Genomic DNA, 16,461 nt, shown 5'->3' with positions numbered 1-16,461 from the left:
TGTTCCGCATGACTGTTCGGCATGGCTGTTCGGTACGGCTGTTCGGTACGACTGTTTGGCATGAACGCGGTGAAGCGTTCGGGGGGAACAGTAGGAGGACTAGACCAGTGGGGTCAATGGTTCGGACCAATTTCCCGGGTCCCCGGACCCCCGGCCACCCCGTGACGTACTGCCTCCGATCGGGCATACTCAACGCGCCACAGCCGCTGGTCAGCAGCTTCCGAGACCCGGGAGGGCACCATCGGCCGGTGAGTGCTGGATTTGTCCCGGGTCCGTGGTCCGACGGCTGTCGCCGACGACTCCGGAGCCACCCCGGCGGCGCCGCCACACCCTGCGCGCGCGACCGCCGAACTGCCCGACAGGGAGGACCGCCATGCCCGACCGCGCCCCGCAGCCGGTGGACCGTCCGATGCCGACGGACGAGGCCAGGGATCTGCTCTCACTCGTCCGCGACCTCGGCCGCCGTGAGATCGCGCCGCACGCGGCCGACGAGGAGGACACCGGGCACTTCCCCCGCGATGTCTTCACCCTCCTCTCCGAAGCGGGCCTGCTCGGTCTCCCGTTCGACGTGGAGTACGGCGGCGGAGGCCAGCCGTACGAGGTCTACCTCCAGGTACTCGAAGAACTCGCCGCGGCCCGGCTCACCGTCGGCCTCGGCGTCAGCGTCCACACACTCGCCTGCCACGCGCTCGCGACCTACGGCAGCAAGGAGCAGCGGGCGGAGCATCTGCCCGCGATGCTCGGCGGCGGTCTCCTCGGCGCCTACTGCCTCTCCGAGCCCGCCTCCGGTTCCGACGCCGCCTCGCTGCGCACCAAGGCGGTACGCGAGGGCGACGACTGGGTGATCAGCGGGACCAAGGCATGGATCACCCACGGCGGGGTCGCCGACTTCTACACCGTGCTCGCGCGCTCCGGCGGCGAGGGCGCCCGGGGGATCTCGGCGTATCTCGTCCCCGGTGACGCGGCGGGACTGAGCGCCGCCGCCCCCGAGCGCAAGATGGGCATGAAGGGTTCGCCGACCGCCCAGGTCCACTTCGACGGAGTACGGGTCCCCGACGCGCGCCGCATCGGCGACGAGGGCCAGGGCTTCGCCATCGCCCTGTCCGCGCTCGACTCCGGCCGGCTCGGCATCGCGGCCTGCGCGATCGGCCTGGCCCAGGCCGCCCTGGACACGGCGCTCGAATACGCCACCGGGCGGCGGCAGTTCGGACGGTCCATCATCGACTTCCAGGGGCTGCGCTTCATGCTCGCCGACATGGCGACCCAGATCGAGGCGGGGCGTGCCCTCTATCTGGCCGCCGCCCGGCTGCGGGACACGGGCCGGCCCTTCTCCAAGCAGGCGGCCATGGCCAAACTCCTCTGTACGGACGCCGCGATGAAGGTCACCACCGACGCCGTCCAGGTACTCGGCGGCTACGGCTACACCGCGGACTTCCCCGTCGAGCGGTACATGCGCGAGGCCAAGGTGCTCCAGATCGTCGAGGGCACCAATCAGATCCAGCGCATGGTCATCGCGCGCCATCTCGCGGGTCCCGCCCCGCACTGACCAGCGGGTCCCGCCCCGCACTGAACTGCCCCGACCGCACGGTCGGCGCCGCGAGCCGGGTCCACTCCGGATCGTGGCGCCCCGGCAGCGTCCGGCCGCGCTCCGTCCACTCCCTGAGCAGAGCGCGGTAGAGGGGCGGATCCTGCGGCGCCGACGGCGGGGGTGGCGGAGGCTGCTCGGGTGCCTCGGGCCCCGGGGTCCCGGACGGCTGCCGTGGCAGTGCCGACAACGGCTGCTGAACCGATTCTGCACGGTGCTGGACGAGGATCCGGCGGCGCCCGGTGACGAAGTGCGTGGGGGTCATGCCAGGCCAACGCGAACCCGGGGCGAGTGGTCACGGCCGGGGTATTCGGGCATCGGTTCGCGCGGTGCCCCGGACGCCCGTACCGCTGACGGCGGCAGACACCCGCCACGGTCCGGCTACGCCCCCGCGCGACCCGTCCCGCGACCTCCCTCACCCCGCGACCTCGCCATCCCCGCCGCCGGCCGCCACGGTCTGGCCACCCACGGCTGTCTGACGTACCGTCAACTCCGCCGCCGGGGGCCGCACCCCTCCAGGTGACGTCAACTGCCGTGCGCCCTGGGAGGCTGCCGTGGCCGACGACCGACCCGTACCGCCCGACGACCGGCCCCGCACCACGGACGACCGGCCCGTCCCGCTCGACGAGTACCCCGTGCACCAGGTCCCGCTGTCGATGAAACACGTCGCCACCGGTGACCGGAACGCCTACGACCGGTGCATCTTCCACGTCGTCGACCACGCGGGGCGCTTTCTGCTCGTCCTCGGTCTGGGTGTCTACCCGAACGTCGGCGTGATCGACGCGTACGCCACGCTCCGCGTCGGTGACACCCTGCACGCCGTGCGGGCCTCCGACGCGCTGGACGACGCCGAGCGGATGCGGCTCGCCGTCGGGCCCCTGCGCATCCACGTCGAACGGCCCCTGAAGAACTTCCTGCTGTCCTGCGCCGCCGACCCGGACGACCCCGGGGGACTCTCGTACGACATCAGCTGGACGGCGGCCTTCCCCGCGCTCTGGGAGCCGCACCACCTTCAGCGCCGGGGCGGCCGGCTCACCCTCGAAGGGCGGCGCTTCGTCCAGGCCGGCACGGTCGAGGGCACCATCCGCGTGGGCGGCGAGGAGATCGCCGTACGGGCGGGGGAGTGGACCGGGACCCGCGACCGGAGCTGGGGCGTACGCACCCTGCCCGGTGAGGAGGGCGGCCGGCTCGCCGACGAGCACCGCACCGAGGGCTTCCACTGGATCTGGTGCCCGGTCCGCTTCGACGACCGCTTCCTGATGATCGTCACCCAGGAGGACGCCGACGGCTACCGCACCCTGAACGACGCCACGCTCGTCCGCCCCGGACACCGCGACCGCCAACTCGGCTGGCCCCGGGCCGACATCGCCTACCGCCCCGGCACCCGCCACCCCGACCACGCCGTCCTCCATCTCGCCGACCCCGTCGACGGCACCCCGCTGGAACTCGGCGTCGAGGTCCTCACCTCCTCGCCGCTCGCCGTGGGCGCCGGCTACCCGCCCGCCACCGACTGGCAGCACGGCACCTGGCAGGGCCGCGGCTGGATCGACCGCCGCGCCTACGACCTGGCGGACCCAAGCGCCCACCCGCTCGCCGCGTACGGCGTCATCGACCACGCGGCCCGCTTCACGCTGGACGGCAGTGTCGGCCACGGCATCTTCGAGCACGGCACCTTCGGCCGCCACGACCCGAGCGGCTTCACGGGACACGACGCCGTCGCCCCGGGCGGGGGCGTGCGCTCATGACCACGGCACCCCGCCCCCGCACCAGCACCCGTGACCTCGGGGAACTCGCCGACCGGCTCACCGGCTGGCTCTCCGCACGACTGCCCGGCGCCCGTGCCGTGCGGGTGTCCGCGCCCGCGTCCAACGGCATGTCGAGCGAAACCGTCCTCTTCGACATCGAGTCGGGTGCCGGGCAACCCGAACCACCCGTCCGCGCCTGCGCGTTGCGGCTCGCGGCCGACCCGGCCGCGTACACGGTCTTCCCGGTCTACGACATGCCACGGCAGTACCGCACGATGCGCCTGGTCGCCGACCGCACCGATCTGCCCGTACCGAAGGTGCTGTGGCTGGAGGAGGACCCGGGGCCGCTCGGCGCCCCCTTCTTCGTCATGGAACGCGTCGACGGGCGCGTGCCACCGGACGTCATGCCCTATACGTACGAGGGGAATTGGCTGCACGCGGCGAGCGGCGAGGAACGCGCCGCACTCGAAGCGGCCACGGTCGGCGTCCTGGCCCGGCTCCACGACGGCGTCCCCGCGCGCGAGGCGGCCTTCCTCGCGGCCCCCGGCGACGGCAGCCCACTGACCCGGCACGTACGGGCCGGGCGCGCCTACTACGCCTGGGTGGTGGACGGACTGCCCCGCTCACCGCTGATCGAGAGCGCCTTCGACCGGCTGACCGAACTCTGGCCCGACGACGAGGGCGAGCCCGTCCTGAGCTGGGGCGACGCCCGTATCGGCAATATCGTCTACGACGGGTTCACGCCCGCGGCCGTACTCGACTGGGAGATGGCGGGCCACGCCCCGCGCGAGGTCGACCTCGCCTGGACCATCTATCTGCACCGCTTCTTCCAGGACCTCACGGTCCGCTCCGGACAGCCGGGGCTGCCCGGATTCCTGCGCCGCGACCGCGTGGAGGAGCGCTACGCCCGGCTGACCGGACACACTCCGCGCGCGATGGACTTCCACCTGCTGTACGCGGCCCTGCGGCACGCCGTCGTGATGCTGCGCGTGGCGTACCGCCAGGTGCACTTCGGTGAGACGGAGGTACCCCGGGACCCGGACACGCTGATCCTGCACCATGCCGATCTCGCGGCCATGGTGCGCGGGGACTACGGGGATGCCGTGCGGTGACGGTGGGGTGACCGGCCGGTGCGGGCGGCCGTTCCCGGTGGTGTGCGGTGGCGCTCAGGCCGCGTCGCTCCGCATCTGCGGGACCTGCATCGGGCGCGAACCCGGGCCGCCGGCGTGGGAGAAGGGCTGCGTACGCCAGTTCAGGCCCTGCGGGAGCGTCAGCAGCAGCGCGGTGTCCTGCTCCTGGGCGTCCCGGGACGCGTCGGCGGGCTGCGCACCGGCCGCCGAACGGCCCGTACCGGCACAGACCTGGAGGCCGAACGGGTTCCACGGCGTGGGGCACAGCGCGTGCTCCGGCAGGACGTCCTCGTCCGCCAGGAGGGCGATCGGCTGCGCGCAGTCCGGGCAGATCACCCGGTACATCTCGAAGGTGTCATAGGCGTCGAACTCGTCCTCGCCGGGTTCGACACCCTCCGGCGCGGCACTCGACACGTCGGCGAGCGGCTGCCTGCCGCGGGCAGCACGGCCGGGGCGCTTCAGACTCTGCATATTGGGACTCTCCCCCTCGATGGGACGGCCGGGCGCTGTGGCCTCGGCCACAGCAAGCACTTCCCGTCCCGTCATGGGGGTAATCGCCCAGTGCCCCCGGACGCCCCCCGAGCGCTGTGGTGTTCGTCACATGCCGGGCGGGGATGCCGGAGCGCGGTGCCCGGCCCTTGGCCGCTCCGGTATCCGAGGGGATCAAGCGCACTGTAGGTTCTGCCCATGGAGGAGCTGGATCGTCAGATCGTGGAGCTGCTCGTCAAGGACGGGCGCATGAGCTACACCGACCTGGGCAAGGCCACGGGTCTGTCCACATCGGCCGTGCACCAGCGGGTACGCCGTCTGGAGCAGCGGGGGGTGATCCGCGGCTATGCCGCCGTGGTCGACCCCGAGGCCGTCGGACTGCCGCTCACCGCCTTCATCTCCGTGAAACCGTTCGACCCCAGCGCCCCCGACGACATCGCGGAACGCCTCGCGGGCGTACCGGAGATCGAGGCGTGCCACAGCGTCGCGGGCGACGAGAACTACATCCTCAAGGTGCGCGTCGCCACCCCCCATGAGCTGGAGCACCTGCTCGCCCGCCTCCGCGGTCTCGCCGGTGTCTCCACGCGGACGACGGTGGTCCTGTCGACGCCGTACGAGGCCCGCCCGCCCAAGATCTGAGCCGACCCGGGCGCCGACCCGGGCGCGCCGACCCGGTCCCGACGGGGTACCCCCGGCGCGGCGCACCCCGCGACCACGGGAAACTGGCCCCATGAACAGCCCCACCGCCCCCAGGCGAGACGAGCGCACCCTCCTGCTCCGCGGCGGAGACGTGCACAGCCCGGCCGACCCCTTCGCGACGGCGATGGTCGTGGAGCGCGGCCAGGTCGCCTGGGTCGGCTCGGAAGGCGCGGCGGACGCCTTCGCCGACGGCGTCGACGAGGTGGTCGACCTCCAAGGCGCCCTGGTCACCCCGGCGTTCACCGACGCCCATGTCCACACCACGTCGACCGGGCTCACCCTCACCGGACTCGACCTCACCGGCGCCCGCACCCGCGAGGAGGCCCTCGCCGAGGTCCGCGCGCACGCCGCCGCGCACCCCACCGACCGGGTCCTCCTCGGCCACGGCTGGGATGCCGCCCGCTGGCCCGACGGCCGCCCGCCGACCCGCGCCGAACTGGACGACGCCACCGGCGGACGTCCCCTGTACCTCTCCCGTATCGATGTGCACTCGGCGGTCGTCACGACGGCCCTGCTCGACCTCGTCCCAGGCGTCACCGACCGCCCCGGATACGCGCCCGACGCGCCCCTGACCCGTGCGGCGCACCACGCCGTCCGCGCGGCGGCGTACGCGGCCGTCACGCCCGAACAACGCACCCGCGCCCAGCGCGCCGCCCTACGGCACGCCGCCTCGCTCGGCATCGGCTCCGTCCACGAGTGCGCGGGCCCCGACATCTCCGGCGAGGACGACCTGACGGGACTGCTGCGGCTCGCCGGCGAGGAACCGGGGCCCCGGGTCGTCGGGTACTGGGCCGAACAGGTCGCGGGCGCGCGGGACGCGGACCGGATCCGCGCACTCGGCGCGCTCGGCGCCGCCGGTGACCTCTTCGTGGACGGCGCACTCGGCTCGCACACGGCCTGCCTGCACGAGCCGTACGCCGACCGCGACACCACCGGAACCGCCTACCTGGACGCCACCGCCGTCGCGACCCATGTCGCCGCCTGCACCGAGGCGGGCCTCCAGGCCGGCTTCCACGCCATCGGCGACGCGGCCGTCAGCGCCGTCGTCGAGGGCGTACGCGCCGCCGCCGAGAAGACCGGACTCGCCCGCGTCCGCGCGGCCCGCCACCGCGTCGAACACGCCGAGATGCTCACCCCCGAGACCGTCGCCGCCTTCGCCGAACTCGGCCTCACCGCCTCCGTGCAGCCCGCCTTCGACGCCCTGTGGGGCGGCGACGACGGCATGTACGCCCAGCGGCTCGGCGCCGAACGCGCCCGCACCCTCAACCCGTACGCCGCGCTGCTGCGCACCGGGGTGCCGCTCGCCTTCGGCTCCGACAGCCCGGTCACCCCGCTCGACCCGTGGGGCACCGTCCGCGCCGCCGCCTTCCACCGCACCCCCGAGCACCGGGTCTCCGTACGCGCCGGGTTCACCGCGCACACGCGCGGCGGCTGGCGGGCCATCGGCCGGGACGACGCGGGCATCCTGGTACCGGGCGCCCCCGCCGACTACGCCGTATGGCGCACCGATTCACTCGTCGTACAGGCCCCCGACGACCGGGTCGCCCGCTGGTCCACCGACCCCCGCTCCGGCACCCCCGGCCTCCCCGACCTCACCCCGGGCGCCGACCTGCCGGTCTGTCTGCGCACCGTGGTGGACGGACGGACGGTGTTCGTACGGCCGGACGAGTGATGTGCCGGGTCGCCCCGGGTCCTGTCCCGCCCCGGCCCGTGCTCGCACGACCTGGGAATCCTCGGCGCCGGCCGGCTGAACTCCGGAGACCCCGCAGGTGTCCGGACTGTTGACAGAAAGCCGTCGCGGACGGGTAGGTTCGGCCGGGTCCACCACTGGACGTCCGACCGGCGAACATCCCCGCAGTCGTCGAACGCCGCTCTGGGTCATGGGGTGCGGTGCCGTCCGGCGCAGCACCACTGGGAGCCAGTCCCAGCGCCCGCGCCACGAGGGCGAGGGAACGTTCCGGCCGGTCGGGGGTCCCCCCTGCTCCGCAAGAGCGTTCGGGGGAGGGTGGGACCCGGGTGGGGCCCGGACGCTCAGTAGACAACGGCTTTCGGTCGACCCGCAGCCAGCGGGTCCCAGGTCGGCCCGAAGGGCGCCGGGCCCCGTTCCGCATCACCTCCTCCGCACCCCCGCGCGGGCGGTGCCGCCCTGTCCCGCCACCGCTGCGGATCCCGCGTGCCGCGCCGACACCCCTGGGGCCCGTGGCGTCACTGCGACGCAGGCCGAGGCCACTATGGTTGGTCATCTGCGTACGACATGAAGGGGCTCCAGTGAACGACGGCGATGAGGTCTCCTCGGCTGGTGCCGATGGGGAGCGGCGGTTCGGTCCGCTCGGCACGGCCTTGGTGATCATCCCGACCTACAACGAGGCCGAGAACATCAAGTCGATCGTCGGCCGCGTCCGGAAATCCGTGCCCGACGCGCACATCCTCGTCGCCGACGACAACAGCCCCGACGGCACCGGCAAGCTCGCCGACGAACTCGCGATCGGCGACGAGCAGGTGCACGTCCTGCACCGCAAGGGCAAAGAGGGTCTGGGCGCCGCGTATCTCGCGGGCTTCCACTGGGGCCTGGAGCACGGGTACGGCGTCCTGGTCGAGATGGACGCCGACGGCTCCCACCAGCCCGAGGAACTGCCCCGGCTGCTGACCGCGCTGAAGGGCGCCGACCTGGTCCTCGGATCGCGGTGGGTGCCGGGTGGACGGGTCGTCAACTGGCCCAAGTCCCGCGAGTTCATCTCCCGTGGCGGCAGTACCTACTCGCGGCTCCTGCTCGATGTGCCGATGCGGGACGTCACCGGCGGCTACCGGGCCTTCCGGCGCGAGACCCTGGAGGGCCTCGGGCTCGACCAGGTCGCCTCGCAGGGCTACTGCTTCCAGGTGGACCTGGCGCGCCGCGCGATCCGGTCCGGCTTCCATGTCGTCGAGGTGCCCATCACCTTCGTGGAACGGGTCCACGGCGACTCCAAGATGAGCCGTGACATCCTCGTCGAGGCGCTGTGGCGGGTCACCCTGTGGGGCGTGGGCGAGCGGGTCGGGCGTATCCAGGCGCGCAGGAAGACCGACCGTCCCGACTGACCTGTCCCGGGTGACCCGTCCCTCTTGATCATCCGCTTATGCGGGACTGAGGGAGCGCCAGGCACACTGGCTGTATGACGACCGGTGCACCGAACCCGCCGAACCAGCCGTACCAGCCCCCTTCCGCCCGCCCCCGGCCCTCCCGGCTGCGGAGGTTCCTGCCACTGGGCCTCGCCGCCTGGCTGGTCCTGGAGATCTGGCTGCTGATCCTGGTGGCGGAGGCGGCCGGCGGCTTCACCGTCTTCCTGCTGCTGCTCGCCGGGGTGGTGTGCGGCGCGGTGGTCATGAAGAGCGCCGGACGCCGGGCCTTCCGCAACCTCAGTGAGGCGCTCCAGAAGGCCCAGCGCGGCGAGAACCCGGAGACGGGGGCCCGCAGCGAGGGCAACGGTCTGGTGATGCTGGCCGGGCTGCTGCTGATCATCCCCGGCATGATCTCGGACGCGGTGGGTCTGCTGCTGCTCGTGCCGCCGGTGCGCAAGGCGCTGAGCCGGTACTCCGAGAAGGCCCTGGAGCGGCGGATGCGTGCGGCGTCCCCCGGTTCGCTCGGTGACGCCTTTCAGCAGGCGCGTATCCACCGGCCTGACGGCAAGGTGGTGCAGGGCGAGGTCATCCGCGACGACGAGCCCTCGGGTCCCCGTCCGCCCACGGGCCCGCGTCCGCCGTTGCAGCCCTGAGCGGGAAAGCCAAGAGCCGCGGGCGGTGCCAACCTGAAAATGGCACCGCCCGCGGCTCTTGTACTGTCTCTGCCGCCATCCCCGGAGGGGACAGGACCCTTGAGGGGGACCAGACCCCTGAAAGGCCCGTCCCGGAGGGGTCAGGCGGACTTGCGGCTGTCCCGCGGATGTACGGCGATGTTCATCGCGCCGGAACGGAGAACGGCGAGCCGCTCTTCGAGGACCTCTTCCAGCTCCTCGCGCGTGCGCCGCTCCATCAGCATGTCCCAGTGCGTGCGCGCAGGCTTGGCCTTCTTCTCCTCCGGTCCGTCGCCGTCCACGAGGAGTGCCTGGGCCCCGCAGACCTTGCACTCCCACTCCGGCGGGATCTCCGCCTCGACCGAGAAGGGCATCTCGAATCGATGCCCCTTCTCGCATGCGTACTCCACGGCCTGGCGCGGGGCCAGGTCGATGCCGCGGTCCGTCTCGTAGCTGGTCACCACGAGGCGCGTGCCGCGAAGAGCTCGCTCACTCATGAATCGTGCCTCCCGGGCTTGTCGCCCACAGGACAGGTGTCGCTGTCGTCGTCATCCGGTCAACGTCCGGTCGGCTCTAAAGATTCCCGTTCCGGGTCCTGCGTCGCCGTCGTAGCCGCAGCCTTGTTGCCCAATGCAGTACCCACCGGCGCCCGGTTTGTCACATCTGCCAGGAGATGTCACCCAGCGTTTCGGCTGGTTTGGCGCGCAGTAACGGTACGCCTGGCAGGCCAAAGGCGTACACTACCGGCCTTTGCCTCCTGGCGCTAAATCCTTTCGGGTACGGGATTGCCCGCGTCGCCCACCGCCCGCCTCACCGGCACCCGCGCGAGGAGCCCGAAACCGATGACGAAGAAGGCGACCAGCGAGATGATCGCGTCCCGATAACTTCCGGTCAACTGGTACGTCAGACCGAACAGCAAAGGCCCGAGCCAGGACATTCCGCGGTCGCTCATCTCGTACGCGGAGAAGTACTCGGCCTCCTTTCCCGGCGGCACCAGATGCGAGAACAGGGACCGGGACAGTGCCTGGGTACCGCCGAGCACCAGTCCGATGCCCGCCGCGAGGACGAAGAAGAACACCGGTGCGTTCGCGGGCAGGAAGTATCCGGCGCAGAGGGTGACGATCCAGCCGAGCAGACCGCCGAGGATGGTGCGCTGCGCGCCGTACGTCCTGGCCAGCCGGCCCATGCCGAGCGCGCCGGCCACGGCGAGGATCTGGACCAGCAGGACCGCCACGATCAGCGTCGACTGGCTGAGCCCGAGTTCCTCGGAGCCGTAGACGGACGCCTGGGAGATGACGGTCTGGACGCCGTCGTTGTAGATGAGGTAGGCCAGCAGGAAGGACAGGGTCAGGGGGTGGCGGCGCATGTCGCGGACGGTCGCCGCGAGCTGGCGCCAGCCGGGCGCCGTCGCCCCCGCGCGCGGGAGGGTGCTTTTGCGGTCGCGCAGCCGGCGCAGCGGTATGAGCGTGAAGGCGCCCCACCAGACGCCCGCCGAGGCCAGACAGATCCGTACCGCTGTGCCCTCCGAGAGGCCGAAGCTGTCGTGGGCCGTGAACAGCACCAGATTCGCCAGCAGGACCAGCGCGCCCGCCATGTAACCGAAGGCCCAGCCCCGCGAGGACACCGCGTCCCGCTCGTCGGGGGTGGCGATCAGCGGCAGGAAGGAGTTGTAGAGCACCATCGACACCGCGAGTGACGCGTTGGCGATCACCAGCAGGAGTCCGCCGAGCAGATACCGGTCGCCGTCCAGGAAGAACATCCCGGCCGTCGCCCCGGCGCCCAGATACGCGGCCACGCCGAGCAGCGGCTTCTTGCGGCCCGTACGGTCGGCCGCGGCGCCCGCGAGGGGCATCACCACGATCGCCACGATCACCGACAGCGACACGGAGTACGCGAAGAACGACCCCGCGCGGACCGGGATGCCCAGCGGGTGGACATAACCGTCGGCGTCCGCCGCCGACTTGGCGACCTCCGTCAGATACGGCCCGAGGAAGACGGTGAGGACCGTCGTCGAGTAGACCGAGCAGGCCCAGTCGTAGAAGTACCAGCCGCGCTGTTCGCGCTTGCGCTCGTCGGCGCCGCCCGGTGGGTCGGCCCCGACGGCTCCGTCAGCCCCGTCGGCTCCGTCAGGCCCTTCGTCCCCGTCGTTCTGATGCGCCCGCACCGTCTCGGCCCCCACCGGTGCCCTCTCTTCCCCGTAGCTTCCGCCGACGCGCGCGGGACCGATTCCCGGGCCCGCGACCCGCTCAGACCCAGGTGCCCCGGTCCTGGAGAACCGACCGCAGCGTCTCGATGTGATCGGTCATGATGCCATCCACGCCGAGGTCCAGGAGCGCGTGCATGCGAGAGGCGTCGTTGACGGTCCACACATGCACCTTCAGCCCGCGCGCGTGGGCGGTCCGCACGAAGCGGCGGTCGACCACGCGGATGCCCGACTGGGTCTCCGGGACCTGCGCGCACACCGCGGAACGGCGCACCGCCACGGGTATCCCGTACGAGCGCAGACGCAGGCCGAGGACCCCTCGCACGCCGTACGACGTCGCCAGGCGGGGTCCCGCGACGCGCTGGGCGCGGCGCACGCGTGCCTCGGAGAACGAGCCCACGCAGACGCGGTCCCAGGAGTCGGTGCGGCGGATCAGTTCCAGGAGCGGGAGCAGGGCGGGCTCGGCCTTCGCGTCCACATTCCAACGGACCTCGGGGAAGGTCTCCAGCAACTCCTCGAAGAGGGGGACCGGTTCGCTGCCCGCCACGCGCGCGTGGCGCACGTCCTCCCACGGCAGGTCCGCGATCCGGCCCGCGCCGTCCGTGACCCGGTCCAGGGTCGCGTCGTGGAAGGCGACCAGCCTGCCGTCCGCCGTGGTGTGCACGTCCGTCTCCATGTAGCGGTAGCCCGCCGCAGCGGCGCGCCGGAACGCGACCAGGGTGTTCTCCAGGCCGTCCGCGGCCCCGCCGCGATGGGCGAAGGCTATGGGTCCCGGCTGGTCGAGATACGGATGGCGTGCGGGTGTGGTCACGGCCGCAGTATGGCTCCTTCCGGTGACCCGCCGGCAACGGGTGCGCTGCTCGCGGATGCCTTCGGGACGGCGAAGACCCGTAGGAAGAGCTGAGCGAGCGGGCCGATGGACAGGGCGTACAGGACGGTGCCCGCGCCGAGCGTGCCGCCGAGTACGAAGCCCGTCGCCACCACCGCGATCTCGATCGCCGTGCGCACCAGGCGGATCGAGCGGCCGGTGCGCCGGTGCAGGCCGGTCATCAGCCCGTCGCGCGGTCCGGGGCCGAAGTTCGCCGCGATGTACAGCCCGGTCGCCACCCCGTTGAGCAGGATGCCGACCACCATCAGCGGAATGCGTACGCCCAGCGTGTGCGGGGCGGGGACGAGGGCGAGCGTGGCGTCCATCGCGATACCGACCACGAAGACGTTCGACACCGTGCCCAGCCCCGGGCGCTGGCGGATGGGGATCCACAGGACCAGCACGGCGGCGCCCACCACGATCGACACCACACCGATGGTCAGCCCGGTCAGCTCGGCCAGGCCCTGGTGCAGCACTCCCCACGGCTCCAGGCCGAGACCGGCCGCCACGAGCAGGGCGGAACTGATGCCGTACAGGGCGAGCCCCGCGTAGAGCTGGACCAGTCGGCGGGCGAGTCCGGACGAACCTCGCGATATCGACAAAATGGTGCCCCCTGTGGTGATCGTGGCCTGACTCGTGTCACTCTGTGGCTTGTCGAAAGACTTCATCCATGGCCAATTCCAGGAAGGTGGACTGAAATCATGGCCCAGTGGACCTCCGCGGTGGGTTCGGCGCAGCTCGCCCGTCTGCTCTCCTCGCAGCAGGCACGGCCCGCCGGTCCCGGCACCCGCAGGCCGCCCGCCTATCGCGCGCTCGCCGACGGCATTCGCCTGCTCGTCCTGGAAGGCCGTGTCCCCGTCGGCGCCCGACTGCCCGCCGAACGGGAACTCGCCCTCTCTCTCGCCGTGAGCCGGACCACCGTGGCCGCCGCCTACGAGGAGCTGCGGACCGAGGGATTCCTGGAGTCCCGCAGGGGAGCGGGCAGTTGGACCTCCGTCCCCGCCGGAAACCCCCTCCCCGCGCGCGGGCTCGAACCCTTGCCGCCCGAGGCGCTCGGTTCGATGATCGACCTCGGCTGCGCGGCACTGCCCGCCCCGGAACCGTGGCTCACGCGCGCGGTGCAGGGCGCCCTGGAGGAACTGCCGCCCTACGCGCACACGCACGGCGACTACCCCGCCGGACTGCCCGCCCTGCGGGCCATGCTCGCGAGCCGCTACACCGCGCGCGGGATCCCCACCATGCCCGAACAGATCATGGTGACCACGGGCGCGATGGGCGCGATCGACGCGATCTGTCATCTCTTCGCCGGGCGCGGTGAACGCATCGCCGTGGAGTCGCCGAGTTACGCCAACATCCTCCAGCTGATGCGTGAGGCGGGCGCCCGTCTGGTGCCCGTCGCCATGGGGGACGGGCTCGACGGCTGGGACCTGGACCGCTGGCGCCAGGTCCTGCGGGACGCGGCGCCCCGCCTTGCGTATGTGGTCGCCGACTTCCACAACCCGACAGGGGCGCTGGCCGACGAGGACCAGCGGCGCCGACTGGTGGACGCCGCGCGCTCGGCGGGGACCGTCCTCGTCGTGGACGAGACCATGAACGAACTCCACCTGGAGGACGGCTTCACCATGCCCCGGCCCGTCTGCGGTTTCGACCCGGCGGGTTCGACGGTGATCACGGTCGGCTCGGCGAGCAAGGCGTTCTGGGCCGGAATGCGCATCGGCTGGGTCAGGGCCGCGCCCGATGTGATCCGCAGTCTGGTGGCCGCCCGTGCCTACGCCGACCTGGGGACGCCGGTCCTGGAACAGCTCGCCGTGAACTGGCTGCTGAGCACCGGCGGTTGGGAGGAGGCCGTCGAGCTGCGCAGGGCCCAGGCCCGGGAGAACCGTGACGACCTGGTCGCCGCCCTGGAACGCGAGCTGCCCGACTGGGAGTTCGAGGTGCCCCGGGGCGGACTCACCCTCTGGGTGCGCACCGGCGGGCTGTCCGGTTCGCGGCTCGCCGAGGTGGGGGAGCGCGTGGGAGTACGGGTGCCGTCCGGACCGCGGTTCGGAGTCGACGGTGCCTTCGAGGGGTATGTGCGGCTGCCGTTCACGGTGGGCGGCGCGGTCGCCGACGAGGCGGCGACGCGGCTCGCCGCGGCGGCCCGGTTGGTGGAGGGCGGGGCGACGGGGGTGTCGGAGCCGCCCAGGACGTTCGTGGCGTGAGGCAGGACGGCGCCCGCCGGGCGGGCGCCGTCCTGCCGTCAGGGCCGCCGTCAGCCCTCCGCCGCCAGCGCCCGTACGTCGTTCACGGGGACGTGCTCCCTGGGGGCGTCGGCCCCAGGGATGCCGCCCATCGGCAGCTCGTGCACCGGTAGTTCGTTCAACGGCCTCTCGTGCACCGGTAGTTCGTCCGCCGGCAGTTCGTTCACCGGCGGTTCGGCCCGCGGGGCGTCGTCGGCCGGGGTGATCCGCTGCGGGAGGAGGCTGAGCACCGCCTGCCGGTGTGCCTCGCTCGTCGCGTCGTCGTACGGGTCCGGTGTGGCCGGCACCTGGAGGCGGTGCACGGGTCCCGTGCCGAGCCGGGCGTACCCGCGGCCCGGCGGCACCTGCCGGATGGGCGTGGTGTGCGGCGGCAGCCCGAGTACGTACTCGAACTGGGCGGAGGGCGCGGGCCCGAGGACGACCCGCGCGGGGGTGTGCTGCCGGACCGTGTCGCTCAGCGCGTCCACACCGTCGTGCTGCTCGGCGACGACCACCGTGACCTGCGCCGCCCGCCCGTGCCGCAGCGGGATGTGGAGCAGGTCCTGCGGGTCCGGGCGCCCGTCGGCGGCGGCCAGATGTCCGAGCACGCTCGGCCGGTCGAGCAGGATCCACAGGGGGCGCTTGATGTCGTCCGGCGGCGGGTGTCCCGCCTGCCGCGCGCGATTGGCCGCGATCAGCCGGCGCTCGGTCTCGTGCGCCGCCCACTCCAGGCTCGCCAGCGCGCCCGCGAGCCCGCATTCGACGGCGAGGACTCCTTCGCGGCCTGTCAGACAGGCGAACTCGCCGGTGCCGCCGCCCTCCACGATCAGGATGTCGCCCTGCTGGAGGGACTGGAGGGCGATCGAGCGCAGCAGACTCGTGGTGCCGCTGCCGGGCTGCCCGACGACGAGTAGATGCGGCTCTGTCGACCGGGGGCCGGTGCGCCACACCACGGGCGGTTCGTCGCGCCGCCGGGTGCCGTCGTCGACCGGGAGCGTGCGCTGTACACCGGTGGGGTCGGTGAAGCCGAGCACGATCTCTCCGGGCGCCGTGACGAAACGCTGGGCGGCGATGTCGGTGGGCAGCGGCGGCAGCACGGCGACCGTCAGCTCATTGCCCTCCTCGTCCCAGTCGAAGCGGTACTCGCGGCCACGGCCCGACTTGGCGTGCAGCAGGTGCTCGATCCGCGCGCGGCAGTCGGCCTCGCCGTCCGTGAAGTACGCCGGGTAGCGCAGTACCAGCCGGGAGATCCGGCCGCCGTCGTCGAACTCGTAGGTGTCGAACGCCTTCTCCCAGTCGCCGCCGTGCGCGTACAGCGGGCTGGGGTCCTCCGGGACGGAGAAGTACGGGACCAGCGCGTCGTACAGCGAGGTCAGCCGCTGGATCTGCGACTCGTCGGGGCCCGCGGGGGCGGACGGGGTGCGGTCGCGGCCCTGCCAGGCCGCCGCGCCCATCACCGAGATGAGGGCGAGCGTGGGCCCGTACGGGATGAGTGCCACCACCAGGACCACCGAGGCCACCAGGAACAGCAGCGGCCCGCGCCGGTCCTTGGGGGTCTCGGCCCACTTGCGCCGTCCGGCCGTGGCCAGCCGGCGCAGTCCACGAGTGATCGTGATCAGTGGGTGGAGGACATCGGTGGCGTTGTCGGCCGCCGTCCGCGCCAGCTCCCGGCTTCGGGCGATCTGTGCGCTGCCGTTGCTCAGAATGCGGGGAAGGGGGCGCCGTGCCACATCTGTCTCCTGAAGGTGCGTACGGG

14 protein-coding genes are annotated in these 16,461 nt (G+C 72.5%); 8 read left to right on the top strand and 6 right to left on the bottom strand.

Going from position 1 to position 16,461, the window contains the following annotated elements; all coding sequences use genetic code 11:
* Nucleotides 1-373: 373 nt before the first annotated feature.
* The 3 genes from ACFVT5_RS33475 (at nucleotide 374) to ACFVT5_RS33465 (ending at nucleotide 4,442) form a co-directional block, all read left to right on the top strand.
* The gene (locus ACFVT5_RS33475; protein WP_389895842.1) at nucleotides 374-1,546 is read left to right on the top strand and encodes an acyl-CoA dehydrogenase; all 1,173 of its coding nucleotides are present in this window, start codon (nucleotides 374-376) and stop codon (nucleotides 1,544-1,546) included.
* A 695-nt stretch (nucleotides 1,547-2,241) separates the two neighbouring features.
* The gene (locus ACFVT5_RS33470; RefSeq protein ID WP_389896353.1) at nucleotides 2,242-3,330 is read left to right on the top strand and encodes a hypothetical protein; all 1,089 of its coding nucleotides are present in this window, start codon (nucleotides 2,242-2,244) and stop codon (nucleotides 3,328-3,330) included.
* Nucleotides 3,327-4,442: a phosphotransferase family protein gene (locus ACFVT5_RS33465; protein WP_389895840.1), complete on the top strand. Its 1,116-nt coding sequence runs from the start codon at nucleotides 3,327-3,329 to the stop codon at nucleotides 4,440-4,442. Before ACFVT5_RS33470 ends, ACFVT5_RS33465 begins: the two co-directional genes overlap by 4 nt.
* Nucleotides 4,443-4,496: 54 nt before the next feature.
* On the opposite strand, the gene ACFVT5_RS33460 is transcribed toward ACFVT5_RS33465, so the two are convergent.
* Nucleotides 4,497-4,931, bottom strand: coding sequence for a hypothetical protein (locus ACFVT5_RS33460; protein WP_389895837.1), 435 nt, complete (start codon nucleotides 4,929-4,931; stop codon nucleotides 4,497-4,499).
* Between the two features lie 216 nt (nucleotides 4,932-5,147).
* Between ACFVT5_RS33460 and ACFVT5_RS33455 the strand changes: the two genes are divergently transcribed.
* The 4 genes from ACFVT5_RS33455 (at nucleotide 5,148) to fxsA (ending at nucleotide 9,397) form a co-directional block, all read left to right on the top strand.
* On the top strand, nucleotides 5,148-5,588 hold the full coding sequence (locus tag ACFVT5_RS33455; protein WP_389895834.1) for an Lrp/AsnC family transcriptional regulator: 441 nt from the start codon (nucleotides 5,148-5,150) through the stop codon (nucleotides 5,586-5,588).
* A gap of 91 nt (nucleotides 5,589-5,679) precedes the next feature.
* Nucleotides 5,680-7,320: an amidohydrolase gene (locus ACFVT5_RS33450; protein WP_389895832.1), complete on the top strand. Its 1,641-nt coding sequence runs from the start codon at nucleotides 5,680-5,682 to the stop codon at nucleotides 7,318-7,320.
* A 596-nt stretch (nucleotides 7,321-7,916) separates the two neighbouring features.
* Nucleotides 7,917-8,723, top strand: coding sequence for a polyprenol monophosphomannose synthase (locus ACFVT5_RS33445; protein ID WP_389895830.1), 807 nt, complete (start codon nucleotides 7,917-7,919; stop codon nucleotides 8,721-8,723).
* Between the two features lie 74 nt (nucleotides 8,724-8,797).
* Complete coding sequence (fxsA, locus tag ACFVT5_RS33440; protein ID WP_389895827.1) at nucleotides 8,798-9,397, top strand: FxsA family membrane protein; 600 nt, start codon at nucleotides 8,798-8,800, stop codon at nucleotides 9,395-9,397.
* 140 nt (nucleotides 9,398-9,537) lie between these two features.
* On the opposite strand, the gene ACFVT5_RS33435 is transcribed toward fxsA, so the two are convergent.
* The 4 genes from ACFVT5_RS33435 to ACFVT5_RS33420 all read right to left on the bottom strand — a co-directional run bounded on the left by ACFVT5_RS33435 (nucleotide 9,538) and on the right by ACFVT5_RS33420 (nucleotide 13,154).
* Complete coding sequence (locus tag ACFVT5_RS33435; protein ID WP_003977404.1) at nucleotides 9,538-9,912, bottom strand: RNA polymerase-binding protein RbpA; 375 nt, start codon at nucleotides 9,910-9,912, stop codon at nucleotides 9,538-9,540.
* A 266-nt stretch (nucleotides 9,913-10,178) separates the two neighbouring features.
* Entirely contained in the window at nucleotides 10,179-11,594 is a 1,416-nt protein-coding gene (locus ACFVT5_RS33430; protein WP_389895824.1) for an MFS transporter, read from the bottom strand.
* Nucleotides 11,595-11,661: 67 nt separating this feature from the next.
* On the bottom strand, nucleotides 11,662-12,429 hold the full coding sequence (locus ACFVT5_RS33425) for a glycerophosphodiester phosphodiesterase (RefSeq protein WP_389895822.1): 768 nt from the start codon (nucleotides 12,427-12,429) through the stop codon (nucleotides 11,662-11,664).
* On the bottom strand, nucleotides 12,426-13,154 hold the full coding sequence (locus tag ACFVT5_RS33420) for a YitT family protein (protein WP_389895819.1): 729 nt from the start codon (nucleotides 13,152-13,154) through the stop codon (nucleotides 12,426-12,428). The genes ACFVT5_RS33425 and ACFVT5_RS33420 overlap by 4 nt, the downstream gene beginning before the upstream one ends.
* 33 nt (nucleotides 13,155-13,187) lie before the next feature.
* Here ACFVT5_RS33420 and ACFVT5_RS33415 point away from each other — a divergent pair, with 33 nt between their 5' ends.
* On the top strand, nucleotides 13,188-14,687 hold the full coding sequence (locus ACFVT5_RS33415) for a PLP-dependent aminotransferase family protein (protein WP_389895816.1): 1,500 nt from the start codon (nucleotides 13,188-13,190) through the stop codon (nucleotides 14,685-14,687).
* A gap of 50 nt (nucleotides 14,688-14,737) precedes the next feature.
* Here ACFVT5_RS33415 and ACFVT5_RS33410 read toward each other — a convergent pair whose 3' ends face one another.
* Nucleotides 14,738-16,435 (bottom strand): hypothetical protein, encoded by a 1,698-nt coding sequence (locus tag ACFVT5_RS33410; RefSeq protein WP_389895814.1) that lies wholly within the window; start codon nucleotides 16,433-16,435, stop codon nucleotides 14,738-14,740.
* Between the last annotated feature and the right edge of the window lie 26 nt (nucleotides 16,436-16,461).

The sequence above is a fragment of the Streptomyces sp. NPDC058001 genome (genome assembly GCF_042886315.1).
Classification (GTDB): domain Bacteria; phylum Actinomycetota; class Actinomycetes; order Streptomycetales; family Streptomycetaceae; genus Streptomyces.
The sequence above is the reverse complement of the archived record's forward strand: the minus strand, read 5'-3'. Positions and strand labels throughout refer to the sequence as shown.

Bases quoted from the DNA above. Each gene is read 5' to 3' on its own strand.
- ACFVT5_RS33475 (WP_389895842.1), top strand. From the start codon at position 374: ATGCCCGACCGCGCCCCGCAGCCGGTGGACCGTCCGATGCCGACGGAC.
- ACFVT5_RS33470 (WP_389896353.1), top strand. From the start codon at position 2,242: ATGAAACACGTCGCCACCGGTGACCGGAACGCCTACGACCGGTGCATC.
- ACFVT5_RS33465 (WP_389895840.1), top strand. From the start codon at position 3,327: ATGACCACGGCACCCCGCCCCCGCACCAGCACCCGTGACCTCGGGGAA.
- ACFVT5_RS33460 (WP_389895837.1), bottom strand. From the start codon at position 4,931: ATGCAGAGTCTGAAGCGCCCCGGCCGTGCTGCCCGCGGCAGGCAGCCG.
- ACFVT5_RS33455 (WP_389895834.1), top strand. From the start codon at position 5,148: ATGGAGGAGCTGGATCGTCAGATCGTGGAGCTGCTCGTCAAGGACGGG.
- ACFVT5_RS33450 (WP_389895832.1), top strand. From the start codon at position 5,680: ATGAACAGCCCCACCGCCCCCAGGCGAGACGAGCGCACCCTCCTGCTC.
- fxsA (WP_389895827.1), top strand. From the start codon at position 8,798: ATGACGACCGGTGCACCGAACCCGCCGAACCAGCCGTACCAGCCCCCT.
- ACFVT5_RS33435 (WP_003977404.1), bottom strand. From the start codon at position 9,912: ATGAGTGAGCGAGCTCTTCGCGGCACGCGCCTCGTGGTGACCAGCTAC.
- ACFVT5_RS33420 (WP_389895819.1), bottom strand. From the start codon at position 13,154: ATGAAGTCTTTCGACAAGCCACAGAGTGACACGAGTCAGGCCACGATC.
- ACFVT5_RS33415 (WP_389895816.1), top strand. From the start codon at position 13,188: ATGGCCCAGTGGACCTCCGCGGTGGGTTCGGCGCAGCTCGCCCGTCTG.